This window comes from Paenibacillus sp. FSL W8-0187 (genome assembly GCF_037969755.1).
Lineage (GTDB): Bacteria > Bacillota > Bacilli > Paenibacillales > Paenibacillaceae > Paenibacillus_AQ.
The window spans coordinates 3510953-3530798 of the sequence record NZ_CP150206.1 but is presented as its reverse complement, the minus strand read 5'-3'; the positions used below and the strand labels follow the sequence as shown (position 1 = coordinate 3530798).

The following is a 19846-nucleotide window of genomic DNA, read 5'->3' as shown; positions in this document are numbered from 1 at the left end:
TACTATCGACGATGCCTTAGGGAGTCACAGTTCGCGCAGCCACTTAATAAGGTAAGTCATTAGAAGTACAACCATTCACCAAATTTCATTAACTCAGTACAAGGGAGAGAAACACTTATGACAAAAAAAGAAGCTCAGCGCCCGTCCCGCGTGGTGATCATCGGTACAGGAGCTGTAGGAGCAACGACTGCGTACACCTTATTCTTGCGAGAGAGAGTATCTGAACTGGTATTAATCGATGCGAATCATGACAAAGCTCTTGGTGAAGCCTTGGATATGAATCACGGTCTCCCCTTTGCCGGAGGCGTGAAGCTTTGGGCTGGAGATTACAGCGATTGCAAGGATGCAGACATCATTGTCATTGCCGCAGGCTCCAACCAAAGACCTGGCGAGACCCGAATTGATTTATTGAAGCGCAATACGGCGATATTTGACGACATTATCCAAAATATCGTGAAATACAATGATCATGGCATCATTCTTGTGGCTACAAATCCGGTTGATATTTTGTCTTACGTCACGTTGAAGAAGAGCGGCTTCCCGGTCAATCGCGTAATCGGTTCCGGTACCTTGCTGGATAGCGCCCGTTTCCGGTATTTGATCGGACAAAACAAAGGCATTAATCCGCGCAGCATACACGCCCATATCGTCGGGGAACACGGCGATTCCGAGCTGCCGCTCTGGAGCATTGCCAACATCGCGGGGATTGGGATCGATCTGACAGACGGGGAAAAAGAGGATATTTTCGACCGCACCAAGAATGCGGCTTATGAAATCATTAACGCCAAGGGCTCCACTTCCTATGCGATCGCCTTGGCGCTCGATCGGATTATCGTCTCCATTTTGCAAAACGAAGGTTCCGTTCTCAATGTATCCACGCTGCTGACGGACTACCACGGTGTGTCTGATGTATACTTAGGCGTACCTTGCGTGGTTGATCGTACAGGGGTTCGGGAAATTCTGAATCTTGAGTTAAATGACGAGGAACTAAACCAGTTCCATGCATCCGCTAACAAACTGAAAGAACAAATCTCCAACATTTTCGAATAAAATAAGGCAAGGCTTTCCGAATGAGTAATCCGGGAAGCCTTGTTCTTTTAGTTAAAGCGTCGATGACACCACGATGAAGCGAGCGTATCAGTTGGCGGCATAAATAGAAAATGCGCTGTAAAGCAGAAGCAATCCCATCGATATATTAAACGGGCGCTCATATCGGGTTAACAGATGCTGGAACAGCGAACCGAACAACGCCCAGGTCATGTTGGCACAAATGCCGACGATCGTGAGCAAGAACGAGTATGATAACAACTGCGCATGGGATGTGGAGATGGGCATGACGAAAGTCGATATGGCCGTAATCCCGTATAAAATAACCTTCGGATTCATGAACTGAAAGATGAATCCGAAGTAAAAGGTATTGAATCCACGCGCCTTATCATCTGCATCTTGCGGCTTGCTCTGCATGATTTTAATAGCAAGATAGATCAGGTACAGGCATCCGATGATATTCATGACAAACCTAATCTTCGGGATGAATGGATATAATACCAGATTGAAATAGCTGGACAACAACATAATGACCAGGCATCCAGCCGCTACCCCTCCGATAAAGCGCATTGTTCTTTTAAATCCGTGGCTCCGTGCATTCGTCATCGAAATGATATTATTGGGGCCGGGCGTAAAAGACGCGACAATGGCATAAGTCAACAGCGGAACGATGAACACTCGCTCCCTCCTTTCACATATGTTATAGTAGTTATAATTGTGCGTTATAGCGTCCGTACGTTATAATTATACATTATGTTCGTTATAACGCACAACCTATAAAAAAGGCGGTGTATGATGTTGAAGCCCATTCATTTAATACTGGCGAATAACTTGAAGCTGCTAAGGGAGCAAAGGAAGCTAAGCCTGGATAAAGTCGCGGAGATGACCGGAATCAGCAAGACGATGCTGGGTCAGATCGAACGCGGAGAATCGAGCCCCTCCATAACAACCGTATGGAAAATCGCGAACGGATTAAAGCTTTCTTTTACATCATTGATCAATGAGCCTCATTCCGAAACGGTCGTGGTATCTCAAGAAGAGGTACAAGCGCTGGTAGAGGATAACGGAAAAGTTCGGATTTATCCATATTTTCCATATGAGGACGGACGACGCTTCGAGATGTATTCATTAGAAATGGAGCATGGCGGTTATTTAAGTGTAGAGGCTCACATTGAGGGGACGGAAGAGTTTATTACTGTTTTCGAAGGAGAGCTTACCATTCGTGTCGATAACGAGGAATATACGGTGACTCCAGGTAAATCCATTCGGTTTAAGGCCGATAAACCTCATGTTTACCATAATTCCGGCACCTCCATGAACCGGTTAAGCATGGTGATCCATTATTCCAAATAACCAGGAGATTTGAAAAAGCAGCAGCCCCCTCCATAAGAGGGAACTGCTGCTTCGTATATTGTTCCGATGATGAGTCCGGCCGGTATCGCAATCAGACTGCCAAAGGGTCCAGCCGAGCGTTCATGTATGTAATTCAAGGTATGCATAGCACCCCAAATCCGGAAATGACCGGAGATGGGGTGCCTTTTGACCCTTTTTATTAGCCTTCCTAGCTGTTTACATCGGATCTGGCAATATGGGCATTTGCCCAATCCGCATGGTCGTAGCCAGTGCCGTCTCCGCCATCAGTGACGACCAGTTTCAGTACGTTTGCGCCGGAGATATCAGCATGAACTTTTTTGGCGGAATCAGATCCGGTAACAAGCCCGCTGTCATATACCTTCTCGCCGTCTGCCCAAATTTGAAAGACGACCGACCCTCTATTTCCAACTTCATCATCGATTCCGATATCTGAGGTAAATGTCGAGAAGTTGCCGCCTATATAATAAGCAATCTCAGCATTCGCATGCACACCTAAGCCTTTCGTATATTCTTCGCCGCCAATAGTTATGGTTTTTCCGTCGTCTTTTGCTTTTTCACCGTTGCTTTGATCCCGTTCTACGGGCCCCCAATGATTTGCGGAATGAATCCATTCCACATCACTTACATAAGAATCGGCAGCTGGGAGCCGTTCTGGTATCCATACTATAGAGTCGGCACTCCATTCTGTTTGCTTATTATTTTCCCCATATTCAAATGAAACGGCTGCATCTAATTTTGCGAATCCAGGCCCAGCAATATCAGGGGGCGTCACACGCCAATCTGTTTCAATCGAACTTCCAGGCGAAAGATGGGTGACCAGAGAATCGGTTACTGCCTCTACACTCCAACCATCAGGGGCCGTTAAGTCCACTTGGATGGCCTCGATCGTGTTTTGTCCATAATTTGTAAATTTCGTGGTTAATAGGGCGGTTTCACCCGGAATAACGTAGTTATTACGATAAGAAAATGTTGTTGCCGATTGGACATCAATCGTGTAATGCGCTTCGGGAATCCATTGCTTACGGTAAAAGTCACGTCCTTGGACTACGACCCTGTCATCGTAAATTTGCACATACAATCCTTGGCTTTCGTCCCAGTTTACTGTCGGTGCGAAGGTTGTATAATAGACAGAAGCTGTATTGATGCTCGTAAATTCATTCTGTGTTAGGTTAATATTTGGAAGTCGCATATCCCGATGAGTATGGCCAGAGAATAAAATAACTTGCGGATACTTCGAGAAGAGATCGGTTAAACGCTTTTCTGCTGCTTCATATACGGCGGAAAGGGGCTGATGAAGAAAAACAAACATAGGCTTCTCGCTCTTGCTGCGTTTTTCCAAAGTATCTTCCAGCCAATTCAACTGCTCGTCGCTCAGATAGGCATCGTCTTTGGCGGGAGAATCGACAGGCCCCCAGCTTTCAGAGCCAAGGAATATAAAAGGATAGCCTTTCACCATTTTCTCGTAATACACATGCTCCTCTTCGATAAAGTCTGCGAACCGACTGGTGTTCACCTCATTTCCAGCTCCATTAAAAAACTCATGATTCCCAATGGTCATATACAGATTCATCGGTTTAGGAGATTGATCAAGAAGCTCGCGAGCCTTTGCATATTCTTCCGGATAACCGTTATTCGTTATATCTCCGTTGATGACCATAGCATCTGCCTGCGGGTCAATGGAATGCAGGTCGTGAAGCGCTTTCAAAAGCTTGTTATGAGAGAACGATGTATCCCTAATATGCAGGTCACTGATCACTTGAAAGGTTGCTTTTGGTTTTTTATCATTTGCTTTTATGTCCTCTTGGGCTGATTGCGCGTGCACTGGAGCACCCAAGGGGAAAAGCATACAAGCGGCTAAAGCGAGACAAGCCATTACTTTTTTCATTATTATACCCTCCTCAAACGTTCATATAGTTTTCACTTCGCTTTTCTCGGTACAGCTACTGCGGACCATTAGTTTTGTCGGCAAATAGCTGATCAATGGCAAAGGTATCCCCCCTTCCATGCGTTGAAGCAGTAATTTGACTGCGATTCTCCCCATTTCCTCCTTGTGAACCTGTACCGTTGTTAACGGAGGGTTAATGAATTCTGACATTTCGACATTATCAAAAGAAACAACAGATATATCATTTGGAATCGATAGCCCATATTCACCAATTGCCTTGTACGCCCCAAATGCCATTTTGTCGCTAGCTGTAAATACGGCCGAGGGCGGACTCTGCGTGTTTAAAATTTTTTTCATGGCTTCATAGCTCTTGGTCAGATCAAAGCAGCCGTCTTGAACCCACTCCGGAACAATGTCAAGATGGTTCAACTCCATCGCTTCTTTATATCCATAGAAACGTTCTTCTTGATCAATCGGCATTCCAACTTGAGAGCTTCCGCCAATATAAGCGATATCTCGATGACCAAGATCTACCAAATATTGAACTGCTTGCATTGCCGCATTGCGAAAATCCACCGTAACATAATCAATGTCCAGCTTAGGTATTCCGCCCACCGATATGACAAATGGAACCCGATTATTAAGCTCATCTATAAAATCATGCTTAAGCGGTCCGATACAAATAACTCCTAAGTCACTCTCGTTCATATCCCCAAATAAATTGAAATTGAAAATATCTTGCACCTCAAATGTAAAGTCCAATATACATTCTTGATCAATCAATTCACTTTCGATCCCGTAAATGATTTCTGAAAAATAAGGATCTTGGTATTTAGCTTTTACATCATATAAAGCGAGTCCCACTCTCTTTGGAACTTTTTTATTCACTGAAAAATTTTCGTTTTTTTGCAGTGAATTGTTAAACTTATGGTAACCCAGGTCCTTGGCAGCTTGAATAATGCGCATACGCGTTTGGTCGTTTACAAGTGCTGTTGAGTTTGCGTTGTTTAAAGCCCTCGATACAGAAGAAATAGATACATTTGCATGGTCGGCAATGTCTTTTAAAGTTATTTTCATTTCGGCATAACACCTGTCTATTGAAATTTTGGAAAACGCTTATCCTTCCCTATGTTGCAATATTATACTTCATTAGCAAATTATTCAACGTTTTTTGCGCAATTTTTTTTCATTATTTGCTACAAATGAACCAACGAAAAAATAATAAGATGTTTTAATCGTATCCCCTCCTCACAAGATTACATTTTAAAATGGACAAAAAGAGACCGTATTGAACCCGCTATCTAAGCGTGTAGTCACGGGCCCAGGCGGCGTCGATGTCGCCTTGTTTGAGAGCCACATACGCCTCGTCGAAACCTCCCTGTCCGATTAGTTCCACATCCGAGAACGCAACCCCGTTTTCAGCCAAATAAACATCCCATAGATAGGGGATGAAAGTGTCGCATATCGCCGTTACCGCTCCGGATGTGAAATCGAGCTGTTCCGCCAGCTCGCCAAGCCTTTGCTCGCCATCCCGGAATATCGTGTTGAGAATCAGCAAGCCTGGCAGTGAGATGCCTTCTACCGAGATTTTGTCACGCTCTTTGACAAACCTGCGTACCACTTTACGAAAATGCCAATCAGCCTCCTCCAATAAATCCCAATCCTTCTCTTCCATGTCGCTCCTCTCTCGGGTCATAAACCTCCATATGCAGTCCTTATCTCCCACAGCTAACTCTTGAAATACAGAAAGACCCCCATCTACCCCTTTTGTCGTACTAACGACAAACGAGTAAACAGGAGCCTTTGGTGGACCAATCGGCTGACCGTATCGTTCAATGCTAAGATAATGAATGATCATTTAATGATCATTGAAGGGAAATGCCTGTGGCTAGATTAAACCAATTAATACCACCTATCAAGTGGGATTTATTCTCAATGGTTCGAAAGAAATGAATAGTTAACTAAATGAACGACAACCGCGCACCAATTTGACGGATATGGTTGACGTCAGCGAACAAGATAAAATAATTGTAGAACGTTTCTCCAATTTGGACAGGGCGTGGGTATCTTACGATCAGGGCGGACTGCTTATTCATCTCCGCTGGTTGGTCGGCTGACGGAAAAATAAAACACGCTTCTTGATTTTGTATCTTCACAGGAACAATTCTTGGTGATGAACCGTAAGGCATCAATGGGTGAAAGGCTTCAGAGTGGCACACTTCGGTAATACCTTCACCCGATGAAATCGCAGATAACTGAAAAAAACCGTCGGCCCCTTCGTATCTCTCTTCACTGACCCGACGCCAGTTTGCGGGATATGGAAAGGATACCCGGTACACAAAGCTGGTAAAGATGTTTTCCGAAATCCTTCTGGCTCTAGGAGACCACTGCAAGGCTGTAATCCGGCCGCCGCTGACAACGTTCACCGGCACCTGATCCCTGAGATCCACAATCCAGAGCTGACTTGCACTTTCTACACCTGCGCATCCCGATAAATACGCGATTTTCATACCGTCCGGGGACCACCCTACGGGAGTGGCAAAACAGTCGGAAACCGCTATCGTTATTTGATTCTGACCGGTGCGGCTGTCGATCTGGATAAGCGAATAATAGTTTGGCTCTTCATAAGCGGTTGCGCTGTAGGCGATGCTCTGGGAATCCGGTGACCATGACGGAAAATAGTTTTTGGCGAGCGATCCGCCTTCCAGCGTATAGATGGTACCCGTTGCCAAATCCACAGTTGAAATTATGGAGATGCTTGCACCAGGGAATGTATACAGTGCGAAGGTTCCGTCCGGGGATATCCGAACGTCGTGGAGCGGTCCGTTCGTATTTTGCGTGATTTGTCTCCGGTTCGTGCCATCGGTTCGCATGCGGAAGAGCTGCGTGATGCCGCTGGCATCGGGAGCCGCAAATAGAAGCTCCGTTCCCGAAGGGAACCATTGGACATCACTAGCTCCTGGCTCTGAGAAGGTATAGCTCCGATGCGTGATAGTATCATAAACGACGATTCGGTCGTTTTTAACATACACCAGAGACCGGTTGTCAGGAGACCAGTCCAACAGCGTGAAAGGTTCGGTTTGGTCAATCCTGGCTACAGTACGCGTGGCGATACTCAGCAAGTAGACCACATTTCCAATTCCGATAAATGCGATACTCCTGCTGTCGGGCGACCAATAGGGAACGGAAAATTCCGCGCCAAGTCCCCGAGTAAGTTGAACATGAAGTCCGTCCTGTGGCCGGTACAGCCAAATGTCGAACGATCCACCACGATTCGATGTGTAGGCAATCCATCCTTGAACGAGATCATGAGAAACAGCTTGCAAGGCCAACATCCTCTCTTGAATCATCTGATACTCCAGATATATTCAGTGGAAGACGGTTAGGCGACCGTCCTGGATGGATTTATGATGATTCTTCATTCTAGGTGATTTATTATCAGGGAAAATAACATGTTCATTTTACCTATTGAATAAGGAAACGAAGACCCTTTAGACACAAAATTCAATTGCAGGGTTACCTGAGAACATGGTTTTGGAATATTCGCCGGCCTTGTATTCTGAGATGACTTTTGTCCAAAAAGCTTGGGCTGACAGATTTTTTTCCAACCAAGCGATACTCCAATTGCCCTTAAACATTTCGAACACTTTGAAAGCTGCCTCTTTACCAATTGACTGCTTTCGGTATTTTTTCAAGATGAAAAATTCCGCCATGGAATAGTTTGGAGTTGCATCACTTGCTGTTTTAATTTCTCTCACCAATACAAATCCGGCCAGCTTCCCCGATTGTATAACAAGGTAAGGATACCGCCCCTCTTCCGTCCAGTAATGGTCTAAATACTTATAATCGTACAGGCCAAATTCGTTAACGTCATTCTCACGCTCATCTTCATATGGACTCATATCGTACTGATAAAGCTCCATGAGGTTACGTAATATTATTTTCTGCTCATATGTAACCCTTAGAAGTTCCACCTCCCCACCTCCATTCCTCCGTATGTAAGAATATTCAATATGGTTATGGATCAATCCTGCCTATTTTTGAGAATACCGCAGTCAAAAAACGTTCCCACATCGGCTAATCATTCGCGTTTTTCTAGTATTGCCCAACACAATAAAGGTTGGTAGAATATAGCAGTTATACTATCGCACATATATAAGGAGAGGAACACAATGACAGTTCAACAACAAGCAGCTAAGGATTCCATGATCGAATGGCTGGCAAATGAACAAGAGCTCGGCCATAAACCCAGCAAAATCGAATTAGCGGGAGAATTTGATCTCCACGACATGCATTATTATATTTTCAAATATAAGAAGACCCTGTTTGGCAAATGGCTGGTCGGCGTCTGCGGCGGTTATGAAAGTCCGTCAGACACCGAGCATTGTGGACATGTATTTAGTGAGATGCAGCCCTATCATCCTTCCACCGCGGAACAGGAAGCTGTAGCCATGGTTAACATGATTCGTGAGTATTGGATGAAGCAGGCGGCACTATATGAGGCAGGGGAAACTTCAGAGGATAACACGTTGGATTCCAATGAATCATCCGGGGTATTTAATGGCTTCGTTCTGTTGAACTCCCCGGAATGCGACCTGGAACAGATCAAAGCAAATCTTCTGCACGATTGGAATATTTCCTCTTCCCCGGATGATGGCAGCTCCGGTGAGGAAAAAGAAGGAATTCTGGTCTTTGAGGCAGACGGCTGCATGATCGCGGTCAGCTTCGTTGACGCTCCGGTACCGGATGGCGAGGCTGAGCATTACGCGCAAGGCAACTACCTGTGGCCAGAGGCTGTGGAGGTAACCAAAACCCATGTCAGCCAGCTTATTCTGGCGGTGTTTTCGCGTGCTGCCTCCCCGCTTGATAGCGGCAGGGTGTACACCAAGCTGGCGGCGAGCTGTTTGAAGCTGCCTAATGCCGTCGGCCTCTATTCATCCGGCACGGTATTTCAGCCTGAGCTCTTTGTGAAAATGGCTGAAACTATAAAATCCGACGATCTTTTTCCACTGTTAAATCTGGTATACTTCGGGCTAGTTCGTACGGAATCCGGAGTCAATGGATATACATATGGGCTCAGAGCCTTTGGTAAAGACGAGATCGAAGTGCTGGACAGCCAGGTGACACCTGCCGAGCTCCGTGAATTCCTGATGGATATTTCTTTATATATCGTTGAACAGAACGTCACACTAAAGGACGGGGAAACCATCGGCTTTTCGGCGGAGCAGAAGCTGCCGATTATGCGTTCCGAGGGTGTCTATCTGGATGGTGACACGCTTAAAATCAAGTTCTGATTCAATGTAATCTTCTCCAATAAAATGGCTCTCCAAGTCATTCAATTAACTTGGAGAGCTTTTCACACTTTCCAGCTCGTAGCTTGCCAAGGGATCCAATAATTGTTCTGGTTGTAACATATAGTCGTCCCCTCTTCATGCGTCCATTCACTAATCGTTGTCTCCACTCATTTTCTTCCTAAACGCGAAAATGGCGACAACCATGATAACCACGGCATACCCAATCACCCACCACAGGTGAGGTAAGATCGAAGCGTAATCTCCTGAAATCGCGGCTCTTCCCGCGTCAACCGCATGGACGAAGGGGAGTACATACGCAATCTCTTTAAACCAACCGCCGACAAGATTCAGATCAAACCAAGTGCCGCTAAGCCATGCGCTAAGATTCGTCAATAACGCACCACATATACCACTTACCTGCTTATCATTAAATATACTGCCTGCCAGCAACCCGATTCCTATAAACAGAACAGCTGTTGGAAGGAGCACAATAACGGAGAGCAGAACATTCAAAGTTATTTGTAATCCCAAGAAGGAAGCCGCAACAAAGGCTATGGCAACCTGGAGAAACGCCATCGGAACTAAAGGTAATGTATATCCCACGATATAATCCGGTGCAGTTAGCGGACCCGTATACAATCTCATTAAAAATGAGGAGCTCCGATCTCTGGCTATAAGCATCCCAGAGAAAAGTGAAATGAAGGAGAACCCGAACACGGCAACGCCCGGAACAAGCTGGTCAATGACAAAGAGTTCAATTTCAATATTTTGTTGCAGGGCAGATAGCAGCAACAGTATAACCAATGGGAAGCCGACGCCAAAGGCCAAATTCAGCGGATCTCTAACCATTTCTTTGTGGTTTCGTGTGGCAAATGCTGTAGATCTCATCCTGTTGCCTCCTCTAATGCAGCTAAAGATACAAAAGCATCCTCAAGTGTTGGAGTGTTTGTCTTTTCTGTTAATTCTGCAGCAGTTCCAACTGCCTTTAATCTCCCATTCGCCATAATTCCGATTCGATCCGAAAGGGCTTCCGCCTCCTCCATATGGTGAGTTGTCAGAATGATGGTGATTTTTCCTTTGACCTTTTTAATAGCTGTCCAAAGCTGCCTTCTTGCGATGACATCCAGTCCCAGTGTGGGTTCATCCAGGAAAAGGATCGCAGGGTTCGAAATGAGGGCCATCGCAATACTAAGTCGTCTTTGCATGCCTCCCGATAACGTTTTTGCTTTATCTTGAGCTACCTCTCGAAGACTAAAAGTATCCAGCATTTCCTCCACCTTAACGGCAATAGATGGACACTCAAATCCATAAACTTTAGCAATAAACTCAAGATTCTCTTTCACGGACAAATTCCGAGCAACAGCCGTTTCCTGAGGAGACACATTAATTTTTTCTTTCACTGCATATGGATTGGCAACGATACTGTCTCCTAACAGTGCCGCGTCGCCGCTACTTGGCTTACTGAGACAGGTTAGCATCTTAATCGTCGTTGTTTTTCCTGCACCATTCACGCCAAGCAGAGCAAACAGTTCTCCATGCTCGATCTGAAGGTTTAGTGAATCAACCGCGGTTTTGGTCTTGTATCTTTTAGTTAAATTCATCGTTTGTATGGCAATCACTCATCTTCCTCCTCGAATGTCTGCGCATTTAATATATCCTTTGCAAACTGCAGCAAGCCATCGCTTTTCATAATGGCAATTCCCTTCTGCTCCTCATCACCTAGAACCACCAGGCGATCACCGGGGCGTATATCGAATATATCTCTGGCTTTTTTGGGAATCACGATCTGTCCTCGTTCCCAACCCGTACCATTCCAAAAATATGTTTTCCCTTGGGCCGCAGGCCGATTTCTGAATGCTTATCGGAGTAATGGACCAGATCATCCAGTACTACGCCATACAGATCCGCGAGAGCTGTACAATGCTGAATATCCGGTACAGTCTCTCCATTTTCCCACTTCGCAACAGCTTGTCTTGACACGCCGATCTTCTCGGCAACTTCTTCTTGGGTAAATCGGTGTTTTTTTCGCAATTTCTTCAAATTCATATGAATCATATGGATCACATCCTTTTTTCCCATTATAAAGCCATTTTCCGAGCAAACCACCAATCAAGGATAACATTCCATGTTGCTTTCAGTTGCCGCAGAACAGCTCACATAAAAAGCCCCCCTGTCAGAAGGGAGGCTTTTTACGCAATTATGATAATAGCATTACGCCTGGATAAACAGGCTGAATTCCTGGCCGTTTTTGACTGGCTCCTGTGCCATGGTGTAGCCGTGTTTTACGACTTCCTCCGGCACGTTGCGAAATGCGGACGGACAGTCCGAAATGACCTGAAGCGTTTGTCCTTTTTTCATATCACGGAGCGTTTCGAGTGTGTAGATGACCGGGTATGGACAAGATTCCCCCCGGAGGTCCAGTGTGAAATCAACGGACATGGGTTGCATCCCCTTTCTTGAATCCTACGCCGAAGCGGTAGTTTTTTTGCCAGTATGCGGCGACAGCGAATCCTCCACCGAGTATGAGCAGCGTAACAATCAGTGCAGCAGCCGGACCCATGACGGTGATCAGGTTAATAGGCGAGCCACTCTTCACTAGAAGGTTAAATACCCCCATATGATCCCATGCATATGCCAAAGAGGTTGCGCCTATAATGTTGCCGATAAACACGGGTAAAAAGACAACTTGTCCCTCCATCAGTCGGTACATCATGCCGGTTTCGCAACCGCCGGCCATGACAATACCCAGGCCGAAGAGCAATCCACCGATAAAGGTGCTGGGCGCGGCAATTTTCGTAATCGGGTCCAGACCGTATACAAGAATTACGATAAGCGTAGCGACGGAGCTGACTGCCATGCCGACAGCAATCGCTTTTGTCATCGTGGCTCGGCCGCTGATCCACAGATCGCGGAAAGCCGAAGTAAAGCAGATCTGCCCCCGCTCGATCAGGATGCCGAATGCTGCTCCGAAAAGGGCGGCTGTCCCCAGCATCGTGCGGCCAGTTGCGTAGAAGTATACGATCAATGCAATGTACGCAAGACCTAGCACAGCCCCTAGTAGAGGTTGCCTGTTCTTACCCGATTTAACGGAAGGCACGGTACCGCCCATTTTCAGAACGGACTTCCCTTTCCACCATCTTGTGTTAACCAGCCGAGCACCCAAGAATGTGCCCGCGCCAGTAGCAACGATGAAGATCCAAGAATGAAGGGAGAATTGAGGCACCCCGGTAAAAAAGGCTGCGAGATTGCAGCCCAGAGCCAGCCGGGCTCCGAAGCCCGCGATGATTCCGCCGACAAATCCCTGAACGTACCGTCGTTTCTGTCTCGGCATTCGGATCTTGAAATTGCTGCTCAGCAGAATCGTAATGAGGGCTCCGATAAACATGCCCCATACGATCCAGCCGTCGGTCCGCGTCCATGTCGTTCCGTCCATATGGACGAGGTCGAAATACGCCCAATCCGATATATCCACCCCGATGAATTCCAGAATATGCCCTCCGAGACGGGTGAATTCACCGGTTACAGCCCATACCGTATGGGTGATTCCGAAGTAGACCGCGCTGAGAATGCCGGCCAGAGCCATAACCAGATAAGGACTCCAATAACTTCCGAACCATAGTGAATATAACTTTTTCACTTGCTCAAAAACTCCTCTTCCACTAAAATCACGATACTAATCTATAAGAAAACCCACAAATTCCATTGTACTATAAAAACTGCAATGCGGGGATGAAATTTGTTCATGAACTTACATCGTCAAAACAAAAAAGCCGCGATTGTTCGCGACTTTGAATGCGTGTATGTTTTTGTTCCCCGAGCTTTATTCATGTTTAAAGTGGCGGATTTTCTACTCCCATTTGTATCCACCCTTCTTTTGAAGGTCCATATACCGCAGGAATATTTAACCCCGCCTGACGCATCAGAACAGTAACCTGTCCTCTATGATGAGCAATGTGCTTTATCAATCCCATAAAGATAGTAGCATTTGATTCCTCACGTCCAAAGGCATTCTGAATTTGTTTTGGAGTATCATCCGTCCATTGTGCTTCAAGAGCTATTGCTACTTCGGAACTTATTTTTCTAAAGGTCTCGGCGATTTCGTTCGCGGAGGGTACTTCATCAGAATCTTCTACCTGATCGAGAACAAGCCCGAATTCAGTCAAGTATTCAGGGGTATTCGTTACGAAATGCCATGCAATTCTCCCCAGAGTCCTGCCTTCAGGATAGACTTGCTGCCGTAATGATTCATCCGTCAAACTGTCTAACACCTTTTGCGTTAATTCTGCTTCTCTCTTCCATTCTGTAATAAAATCTGAAACGGTTATATACATGATTGGTTCATCCCTTCTTATCATTCAATATTTGATGAAAATCGTTACTTCTCTTCCCCCCACTATGAAAAAGAATGTAAGATGATCATCCTTAGCTCAATCATATCTGCTAATAGTGACAAAGATTGTCATAGTTATATTTTTTCATCCTCTTTCTAGCTGCTTTGCAAAATCTGATCCGCCTCCATAATGATTCCATCCACTATAGCCTCATTGCATGTTCAGCGACTTTATCGTAAGCGAACAATCGGACTGCTAGCAAGAGCGCTACCAAAACCATGACCAACCCGGACCAGCCCAGGTTGCCAATGGAGGAGCTGCTGATCACCAATCCCCCGATTCCTGAGCCGAGGGCAAAGCCAAATTGGATAAACGAAGTGTTGACACTTAAGGCTATATCCGGCGACTGTGGCACCAAGGTAACTAAATACAACTGCTGTGCCGGGGATGTCGCCCATGTGGCGGCCATCCATATCATGATTAATGGAATAACACCATAGATCGAACCGTTGAACCAAGTTAGGAGCAGTAATGTTCCGGCTTGGATGGACAGTCCGGCGTAGATCGTGAACTTGGACCCCTTCGCATCCGCAATCCCCCCTCAAGAGGGCTCAATAAATTAGTACGCAAGCCGCGATGGTAAGGATAGTTTCTTTAACCATGTTGATAGATTTAAAACCTCTCCTTACGTATAACAATTGTCCACCAAGCTAATTCCTCTCTATGACGATTTCCCAATTGTGATTACATGCAGCCGCAATGTTTCCGCGCTCCGAGATATACCGTTCCACTAACTCCGCGGTGTCGATCAGAATCTCCCGAATCACTTCTTTCCCTTGAAACATGCTGTAATCCCCTCCTCCCCTTGCCCGGTAGCTGTTCATGACCACATCCAGCTCCATCTCGCCCGGCAAGTCGGCGCCGTTATATTTCAGCCTGCTGACCCTAGATCCTGGGGGCTCTGCAAGGTTTATTGTATATTCAATGCCTTCCCACATGTCGTAATTATAGTGCTGCGCTTTCGGCTTCACATATGCCGGGTTCACGGCAGGGGTCCCTTTTGGGCCGACCGTAAAATAACAGGCTGTCTGTTCCAGCGCATCCCGAATGTCGCGCCCAGTCAGACGCAGAACGACCAGCGTATTCGGATACATGAAATTCGTAAGTATATCCCGCCTTGTAATAATCTCTCCAAAGCCCTTGGAATCTTCACTTAGCAATGCCGTGCAGGAAACGTTGACCCCCGCATATTCCATTTGCACGCGATGGATGAACTCAATAAAGGGATGCTCCTCTAGCCGACAGGCGAAAGAATCGTTCATGCTCATGTCACCCTCTACCCGTCCGATCGGCTCGTCGAGCCATGCCTGGGTCCGGCTTTCTATATCCCGGCTGGAAGCGAGCAACACCGTATCGGCCGTCGTCCCTGTCTCCGGTCGCAGTAACTCGGCCCGCTTCTCCGCGATAATCCAGCGTTCCTGCTCCCTGATCAGATCCAAGCTGAGCTTGCCAATGGCCTGTCCGTTGAAGCCGGGTTGGACCACCGTTACTCCATGCACCTGCCCGGCCAGCAGCCGATGCTGATGTCCGGTGATGAGCACATCAATGCCATCCACCTCAGCACACATGGCGTAAGCCTGGTTTTCCCCGGTGATGTTTTCCGCTGGTTCTCCGGTTTCTATATCGCGCTCAAATCCGCCGTGGTACGCCACGATCATCACATCGGGCTGCTCCTCCACACGGATGCGCGGCACCCATTCCTTCACGGTTTCCAGGGCATCATGGAATTCGAGACCCTGAATATGGGACGGATTCTCCCAGCATGGAATGTAGTGCGTCGTCACACCCAACACCGCCAGCCGGATGCCACCGATGTGCTTGATTAGATAGGGCTTTCCGAGGACGGGCTCCCTGCTATCCTGCAACCGGATACCAGCAGAAAGCCAAGGAAACCGGGAATCCCGCACTGCTTGTCCGAGCGTCTCCATACCATAATTAAACTCATGGTTACCCGGAACGGCTGCATCATAACCCAGTTCATTCAGCGCACTAATCATAGGGTGGATATCGGTTCCTCTTTTTACTGCATAGGAAGCCAGCGGAGAGCCTTGAATCAAATCTCCGTTATCGATCAGAAGCAGGTCCGGATGTATATGCCGCTCTTCACGGATCAGGGACGCCAGCTTGCCGAGCCCTAGATTCCGTTCGTCTTGAGTCCGGTAATCCGTTGGGAACAGATGCCCGTGTATGTCGCTGGTAGCCAGCACGGCAATCGTCATTTTATTCGTCGAATTCATACCATCTCTCCTGTTCGTATCGTCTTCAAGCCATTCTATCAACCGAAATGCAGTTTTATATTAAAATTCCATGTCTTTACAAAAAGTTATCATTTCATTGACAGGCCATTAACACTCCCTCCGTATAGTGAAGCAGGTAAGACATATCATTTAACTTATAAAATGGAGGTCATTGCTTTGAAAAAATGGATGAAATTCACGATGCCCCTGTTATTGTCCTTCGCTGTCATCAGCGGATGCGGCGGTAATACCGACACCGGCGGCAAAGCCGCGGCGAACGCTGGCCAGGAGAACTCGCAAGGCACAAGCACAGGCAGCAGCACGGCTACAGAATCAACCGGGTATGTCCCTGAAAAACTGACCGTCCAATTTGTTCCTTCCCAGAATGCCGACACGCTTGAAGCCAAAGCCAAGCCGCTTGAAAAGCTGCTGTCCGACAAAATCGGGATCCCCGTTCAGGTCAGCGTATCAACTGACTATAACACGATTGTAGAAGCGATGGCTTCCAAAAAAGTAGACGTCGGCTTCCTGCCGCCAACCGCGTATGTTCTTGCCAAGGAGAAAGGCGCTGCCGAGGTTATTCTGCAGGCCCAGCGCTTTGGCGTAAAGGATGAAACTGGGGAGCCTACGGATGCACTTGTGGATTTCTACAAGGCGATGATGATCGTGAAAAAGGATTCCGCCATCCAATCCGTTGCCGACCTGAAGGGCAAAAAAATAGCTTACCAAAACGTGTCTTCCTCTGCCGGTTATGTATGGCCGGCCGCAGTTCTGATGGATAACGGAATCGACCCGTTGAAGGACGTCGAGCCGATTACGGTTAAAGGTCATGACCAAGCTGTCCTTGCTGTGTTGAACGGCGATGTCGATGCAGCAGCCATCTTCCAGGATGCCCGAAATGTCGTTAAGACCGATTATCCAACCGTGTTTGAAGATACGCGTGTGCTGACCTATACGGAGAAAATTCCAAACGATACAATCAGCGTGCGCTCCGATATGAGCGCAGAATGGACCCAGAAGCTGCAGAATGCATTTATCGAGATCGGCCAGGACGAAGAAGGCCACAAAATCATTTCCGAAATTTACACCCATGAAGGATATGTAAAATCGGATGACACTCAATTTGAGATTGTCCGTGAATACGGCGAAAAGGTAAAGACCGAGTAAAGGATAAGGGACTGGGTGCCATGATTGAAATTCGCAACGTTTCGAAAAATTACGCTAATGGAACCAAAGCACTGAACCATATCAATCTGACGATCGGCCGCGGCGAATTCGTGGCGATCGTCGGGCTGTCCGGCGCCGGGAAGTCGACCCTGCTGCGGTCGATGAACCGGCTTCACGACATTACCGAAGGCGAAATCGTGATCGACGGTAAATCGATTACAGCGGCCAAGGGCAAAGAACTGCGCCGCATCCGAAGGGATATCGGCATGATTTTTCAGAGCTTCAATCTTGTGAAGCGCTCTTCCGTACTCCGCAATGTGCTCGCCGGACGCGTCGGATACCATTCCACCCTGCTCACCCTGCTTGGCCGATTTCCGAAGGCCGATGTGGATCTGGCCTTTCAGGCGCTGGACCGGGTAGGCATTGTCCAGAAGGCGTATGCTCGTGCCGATGAACTGTCCGGCGGACAGCAGCAGCGGGTCGCGATTGCCCGAGTGCTCGCGCAGGAGGCCAAGATCATACTGGCGGACGAGCCGGTTGCTTCCCTCGATCCTTTGACCACGAAGCAGGTCATGGATGATCTCAAACGAATTAACACGGAATCCGAAATTACGACGATCGTGAATCTGCATTCGATCGATCTGGCCCGGCAGTATGCTACACGGATTATCGGATTGCGTGCCGGGGAGGTTGTCTTTGACGGACCGTTATCGGAAGCGACGGACGAGCGGTTTACGGAAATATACGGGCGGCCATTCGGCAAAGATGAGCTATTGGAGGAAACGGCTGTATGAAGATGGAACTGGAAACGGCGCCATTCAAACAATCAGGTCAGGCTCCCCTTCCTCGCCCAAAACCGCCGGGCAAACTGAAGCATTACATGACAGCGGCTATACTGCTGCTTCTCGTCTGGGGTAGTGCGCTGCAGACGGACGCTACCTTCAAGGAGCTTGTGGAAGGACTGCCGAACATGCTTGACCTGCTGCGGGAGATGTTTCCGCCGAAATGGAGCTATCTCGACAACATTTGGGAGGCGATGCTGGAGACGATACGCATGGCGCTGATCGGCACGACGCTCGGCGCCATCCTGGCGGTTCCGGTTGCGCTGCTGTGTGCAGGCAATTTGGTCAAAAGCCGGTGGATCACCTATCCTGTTCGCTTCCTGCTGAACTTGATCCGGACCATTCCTGACCTTTTGCTTGCCGCTTTTTTTGTCGCGATATTGGGGCTGGGCCCGTTACCGGGGATTTTTGCCCTATCCGTCTTTTCACTGGGTCTGATTGCTAAACTCACCTATGAAGCACTGGAAGCGATAGACCCTGGCCCGCTGGAGGCGATGACCGCTGCCGGGGCAAATCTCCCGCAGCTGATCGTATACGGTGCAGTCCCGCAGATTCGGGCACATTTCGCTTCTTATACGCTCTACACGTTCGAAATCAATATTCGTGCCGCTGCCGTGCTCGGTCTGGTGGGAGCTGGCGGGATCGGTCATTATTATGAAGTGACACTCGGATTTTTTGAGTACGACAAGACATGCATGATCATCATCTTCACCCTGATTGTCGTCCTGATGATCGACTATCTTAGTACGAAACTGCGGGAGAAATTGTTATGAGCAAATCATGGAACGACATCGTTCCCCAACCGAAAAAAAGCCGTCTCCGCTGGCTTATCTACGTCGTGCTGGCGATCGTTTATGTCTGGGCTTTCTTGGGGATCCCGTACTCAGGCATTAAAGATACGGCAGGTCAGGTGACAAAAGCTATTTTCTCCGGTCTGTTTTCACCCGATTGGGATTTTGTCTATTTACCAGACGGAGAGGATTTGCTGCGCGGTTTGCTGGATACGTTGGCGATTTCCATTCTAGGGACGATCATCTCGGCTGGCATCTGCATCCCATTCGCTTTCTGGGCCGCTGCCAACATGACCGGGTCCATATTCGCCTCCGGATCAGGCAAAGTGCTGCTCAGCCTCATCCGCGTCTTTCCTGAAATCGTAATGGCGCTATTGTTCATCAAGGCGGTGGGCCCCGGCTCTTTTGCAGGCGTGCTGGCACTCGGTCTGCATTCAGTAGGCATGCTCGGCAAACTGTTCTCCGAAGAGGTGGAGCAGATCGATACGGGCCCGACCGAAGCGCTGATCGCTGCTGGTGCGACTAGGCTGCAAATTGTCCGGTTCGCCGTTGTGCCTCAGGTACTGCCCGGGTTTCTGTCGTATATCCTCTACCGCTTCGAAATCAACCTCCGATCCGCAACCATCCTCGGCATTATCGGCGCAGGCGGAATCGGGACACCGCTTATATTCGCGCTGAGCTCACGGAATTGGGACCGCGTCGGCATTATTTTGCTGGGGATTATCGTCATGATTACCTTGATTGATTTGATATCAGGAGCGATTCGAAAAAAGCTCGTTTAACGGAAGGCCGTGAATAACTTTGGAAGTATCCTCCAT

Annotated in this window: 21 protein-coding genes and 2 pseudogenes; 7 read left to right on the top strand and 16 right to left on the bottom strand. The window is 47.7% G+C overall.

The window, feature by feature from the left end; genetic code table 11:
- Positions 1-117 precede the first annotated feature (117 nt).
- Positions 118-1050: an L-lactate dehydrogenase gene (locus tag MKY48_RS15860; protein WP_213647333.1), complete on the top strand. Its 933-nt coding sequence runs from the start codon at positions 118-120 to the stop codon at positions 1048-1050.
- Between the two features lie 87 nt (positions 1051-1137).
- Here MKY48_RS15860 and MKY48_RS15855 read toward each other — a convergent pair whose 3' ends face one another.
- Entirely contained in the window at positions 1138-1725 is a 588-nt protein-coding gene (locus MKY48_RS15855; RefSeq protein ID WP_339273216.1) for a LysE family transporter, read from the bottom strand.
- A 120-nt stretch (positions 1726-1845) separates the two neighbouring features.
- On the opposite strand from MKY48_RS15855, the gene MKY48_RS15850 reads away from it, so the two are divergent.
- Positions 1846-2400: an XRE family transcriptional regulator gene (locus MKY48_RS15850; protein ID WP_339293517.1), complete on the top strand. Its 555-nt coding sequence runs from the start codon at positions 1846-1848 to the stop codon at positions 2398-2400.
- A 208-nt stretch (positions 2401-2608) separates the two neighbouring features.
- Here MKY48_RS15850 and MKY48_RS15845 read toward each other — a convergent pair whose 3' ends face one another.
- From MKY48_RS15845 to MKY48_RS15820, 6 genes and pseudogenes are all read right to left on the bottom strand, one after another.
- Positions 2609-4306 (bottom strand): NPCBM/NEW2 domain-containing protein, encoded by a 1698-nt coding sequence (locus tag MKY48_RS15845; protein ID WP_339293392.1) that lies wholly within the window; start codon positions 4304-4306, stop codon positions 2609-2611.
- Positions 4307-4327: 21 nt separating this feature from the next.
- Positions 4328-5383 carry a LacI family DNA-binding transcriptional regulator gene (locus MKY48_RS15840; protein ID WP_339293391.1) on the bottom strand — a complete coding sequence of 352 codons (1056 nt, stop codon included), beginning with the start codon at positions 5381-5383 and terminating at the stop codon, positions 4328-4330.
- A gap of 244 nt (positions 5384-5627) precedes the next feature.
- Positions 5628-5762 (bottom strand): annotated as a pseudogene (locus MKY48_RS15835) (ABC transporter substrate-binding protein); the annotation flags it as partial.
- Positions 5763-5981: pseudogene (locus tag MKY48_RS15830) on the bottom strand (MarR family transcriptional regulator); the annotation flags it as partial.
- A gap of 286 nt (positions 5982-6267) precedes the next feature.
- Entirely contained in the window at positions 6268-7656 is a 1389-nt protein-coding gene (locus tag MKY48_RS15825; RefSeq protein ID WP_339293390.1) for a hypothetical protein, read from the bottom strand.
- 141 nt (positions 7657-7797) lie between these two features.
- The gene (locus tag MKY48_RS15820) at positions 7798-8280 is read right to left on the bottom strand and encodes a GNAT family N-acetyltransferase (protein WP_339293389.1); all 483 of its coding nucleotides are present in this window, start codon (positions 8278-8280) and stop codon (positions 7798-7800) included.
- A 198-nt stretch (positions 8281-8478) separates the two neighbouring features.
- Between MKY48_RS15820 and MKY48_RS15815 the strand changes: the two genes are divergently transcribed.
- Entirely contained in the window at positions 8479-9600 is a 1122-nt protein-coding gene (locus MKY48_RS15815; RefSeq protein WP_339293388.1) for a DUF4261 domain-containing protein, read from the top strand.
- Between the two features lie 150 nt (positions 9601-9750).
- Here the strand turns inward: MKY48_RS15815 and MKY48_RS15810 are convergent, their stop codons facing one another.
- The 9 genes from MKY48_RS15810 to MKY48_RS15770 all read right to left on the bottom strand — a co-directional run bounded on the left by MKY48_RS15810 (position 9751) and on the right by MKY48_RS15770 (position 16228).
- Positions 9751-10488 (bottom strand): ABC transporter permease, encoded by a 738-nt coding sequence (locus MKY48_RS15810; protein ID WP_339293387.1) that lies wholly within the window; start codon positions 10486-10488, stop codon positions 9751-9753.
- On the bottom strand, positions 10485-11216 hold the full coding sequence (locus tag MKY48_RS15805; RefSeq protein WP_339293516.1) for an ABC transporter A family member: 732 nt from the start codon (positions 11214-11216) through the stop codon (positions 10485-10487). Before MKY48_RS15805 ends, MKY48_RS15810 begins: the two co-directional genes overlap by 4 nt.
- Positions 11216-11383: an AbrB family transcriptional regulator gene (locus MKY48_RS15800; RefSeq protein WP_339293386.1), complete on the bottom strand. Its 168-nt coding sequence runs from the start codon at positions 11381-11383 to the stop codon at positions 11216-11218. The genes MKY48_RS15805 and MKY48_RS15800 overlap by 1 nt, the downstream gene beginning before the upstream one ends.
- Complete coding sequence (locus tag MKY48_RS15795) at positions 11380-11655, bottom strand: helix-turn-helix transcriptional regulator (protein WP_339293385.1); 276 nt, start codon at positions 11653-11655, stop codon at positions 11380-11382. Before MKY48_RS15795 ends, MKY48_RS15800 begins: the two co-directional genes overlap by 4 nt.
- Positions 11656-11811: 156 nt before the next feature.
- Positions 11812-12039: a sulfurtransferase-like selenium metabolism protein YedF gene (gene yedF, locus MKY48_RS15790; protein WP_015735163.1), complete on the bottom strand. Its 228-nt coding sequence runs from the start codon at positions 12037-12039 to the stop codon at positions 11812-11814.
- Positions 12029-13183, bottom strand: a complete 1155-nt coding sequence (gene yedE, locus MKY48_RS15785; RefSeq protein WP_339293515.1) for a selenium metabolism membrane protein YedE/FdhT — start codon at positions 13181-13183, stop codon at positions 12029-12031. Before yedE ends, yedF begins: the two co-directional genes overlap by 11 nt.
- 247 nt (positions 13184-13430) lie before the next feature.
- Positions 13431-13931, bottom strand: a complete 501-nt coding sequence (locus MKY48_RS15780) for a DinB family protein (protein WP_339293384.1) — start codon at positions 13929-13931, stop codon at positions 13431-13433.
- Positions 13932-14133: 202 nt separating this feature from the next.
- A complete protein-coding gene (locus MKY48_RS15775; protein WP_339293383.1) occupies positions 14134-14409 on the bottom strand; it encodes a hypothetical protein in 276 nt (91 codons plus the stop codon).
- A 232-nt stretch (positions 14410-14641) separates the two neighbouring features.
- Positions 14642-16228: a bifunctional UDP-sugar hydrolase/5'-nucleotidase gene (locus tag MKY48_RS15770; protein ID WP_339293382.1), complete on the bottom strand. Its 1587-nt coding sequence runs from the start codon at positions 16226-16228 to the stop codon at positions 14642-14644.
- Between the two features lie 177 nt (positions 16229-16405).
- On the opposite strand from MKY48_RS15770, the gene MKY48_RS15765 reads away from it, so the two are divergent.
- The 4 genes from MKY48_RS15765 to phnE (MKY48_RS15750) are packed head-to-tail and all read left to right on the top strand — an operon-like array spanning position 16406 to position 19810.
- Positions 16406-17395: a phosphate/phosphite/phosphonate ABC transporter substrate-binding protein gene (locus MKY48_RS15765; RefSeq protein ID WP_339273197.1), complete on the top strand. Its 990-nt coding sequence runs from the start codon at positions 16406-16408 to the stop codon at positions 17393-17395.
- A 20-nt stretch (positions 17396-17415) separates the two neighbouring features.
- The gene (gene phnC, locus MKY48_RS15760) at positions 17416-18189 is read left to right on the top strand and encodes a phosphonate ABC transporter ATP-binding protein (RefSeq protein ID WP_339273195.1); all 774 of its coding nucleotides are present in this window, start codon (positions 17416-17418) and stop codon (positions 18187-18189) included.
- Positions 18186-19010: a phosphonate ABC transporter, permease protein PhnE gene (phnE, locus tag MKY48_RS15755; RefSeq protein ID WP_339273194.1), complete on the top strand. Its 825-nt coding sequence runs from the start codon at positions 18186-18188 to the stop codon at positions 19008-19010. Before phnC ends, phnE (MKY48_RS15755) begins: the two co-directional genes overlap by 4 nt.
- Positions 19007-19810, top strand: coding sequence for a phosphonate ABC transporter, permease protein PhnE (gene phnE, locus MKY48_RS15750; RefSeq protein WP_339273192.1), 804 nt, complete (start codon positions 19007-19009; stop codon positions 19808-19810). The genes phnE (MKY48_RS15755) and phnE (MKY48_RS15750) overlap by 4 nt, the downstream gene beginning before the upstream one ends.
- Positions 19811-19846 lie beyond the last annotated feature (36 nt).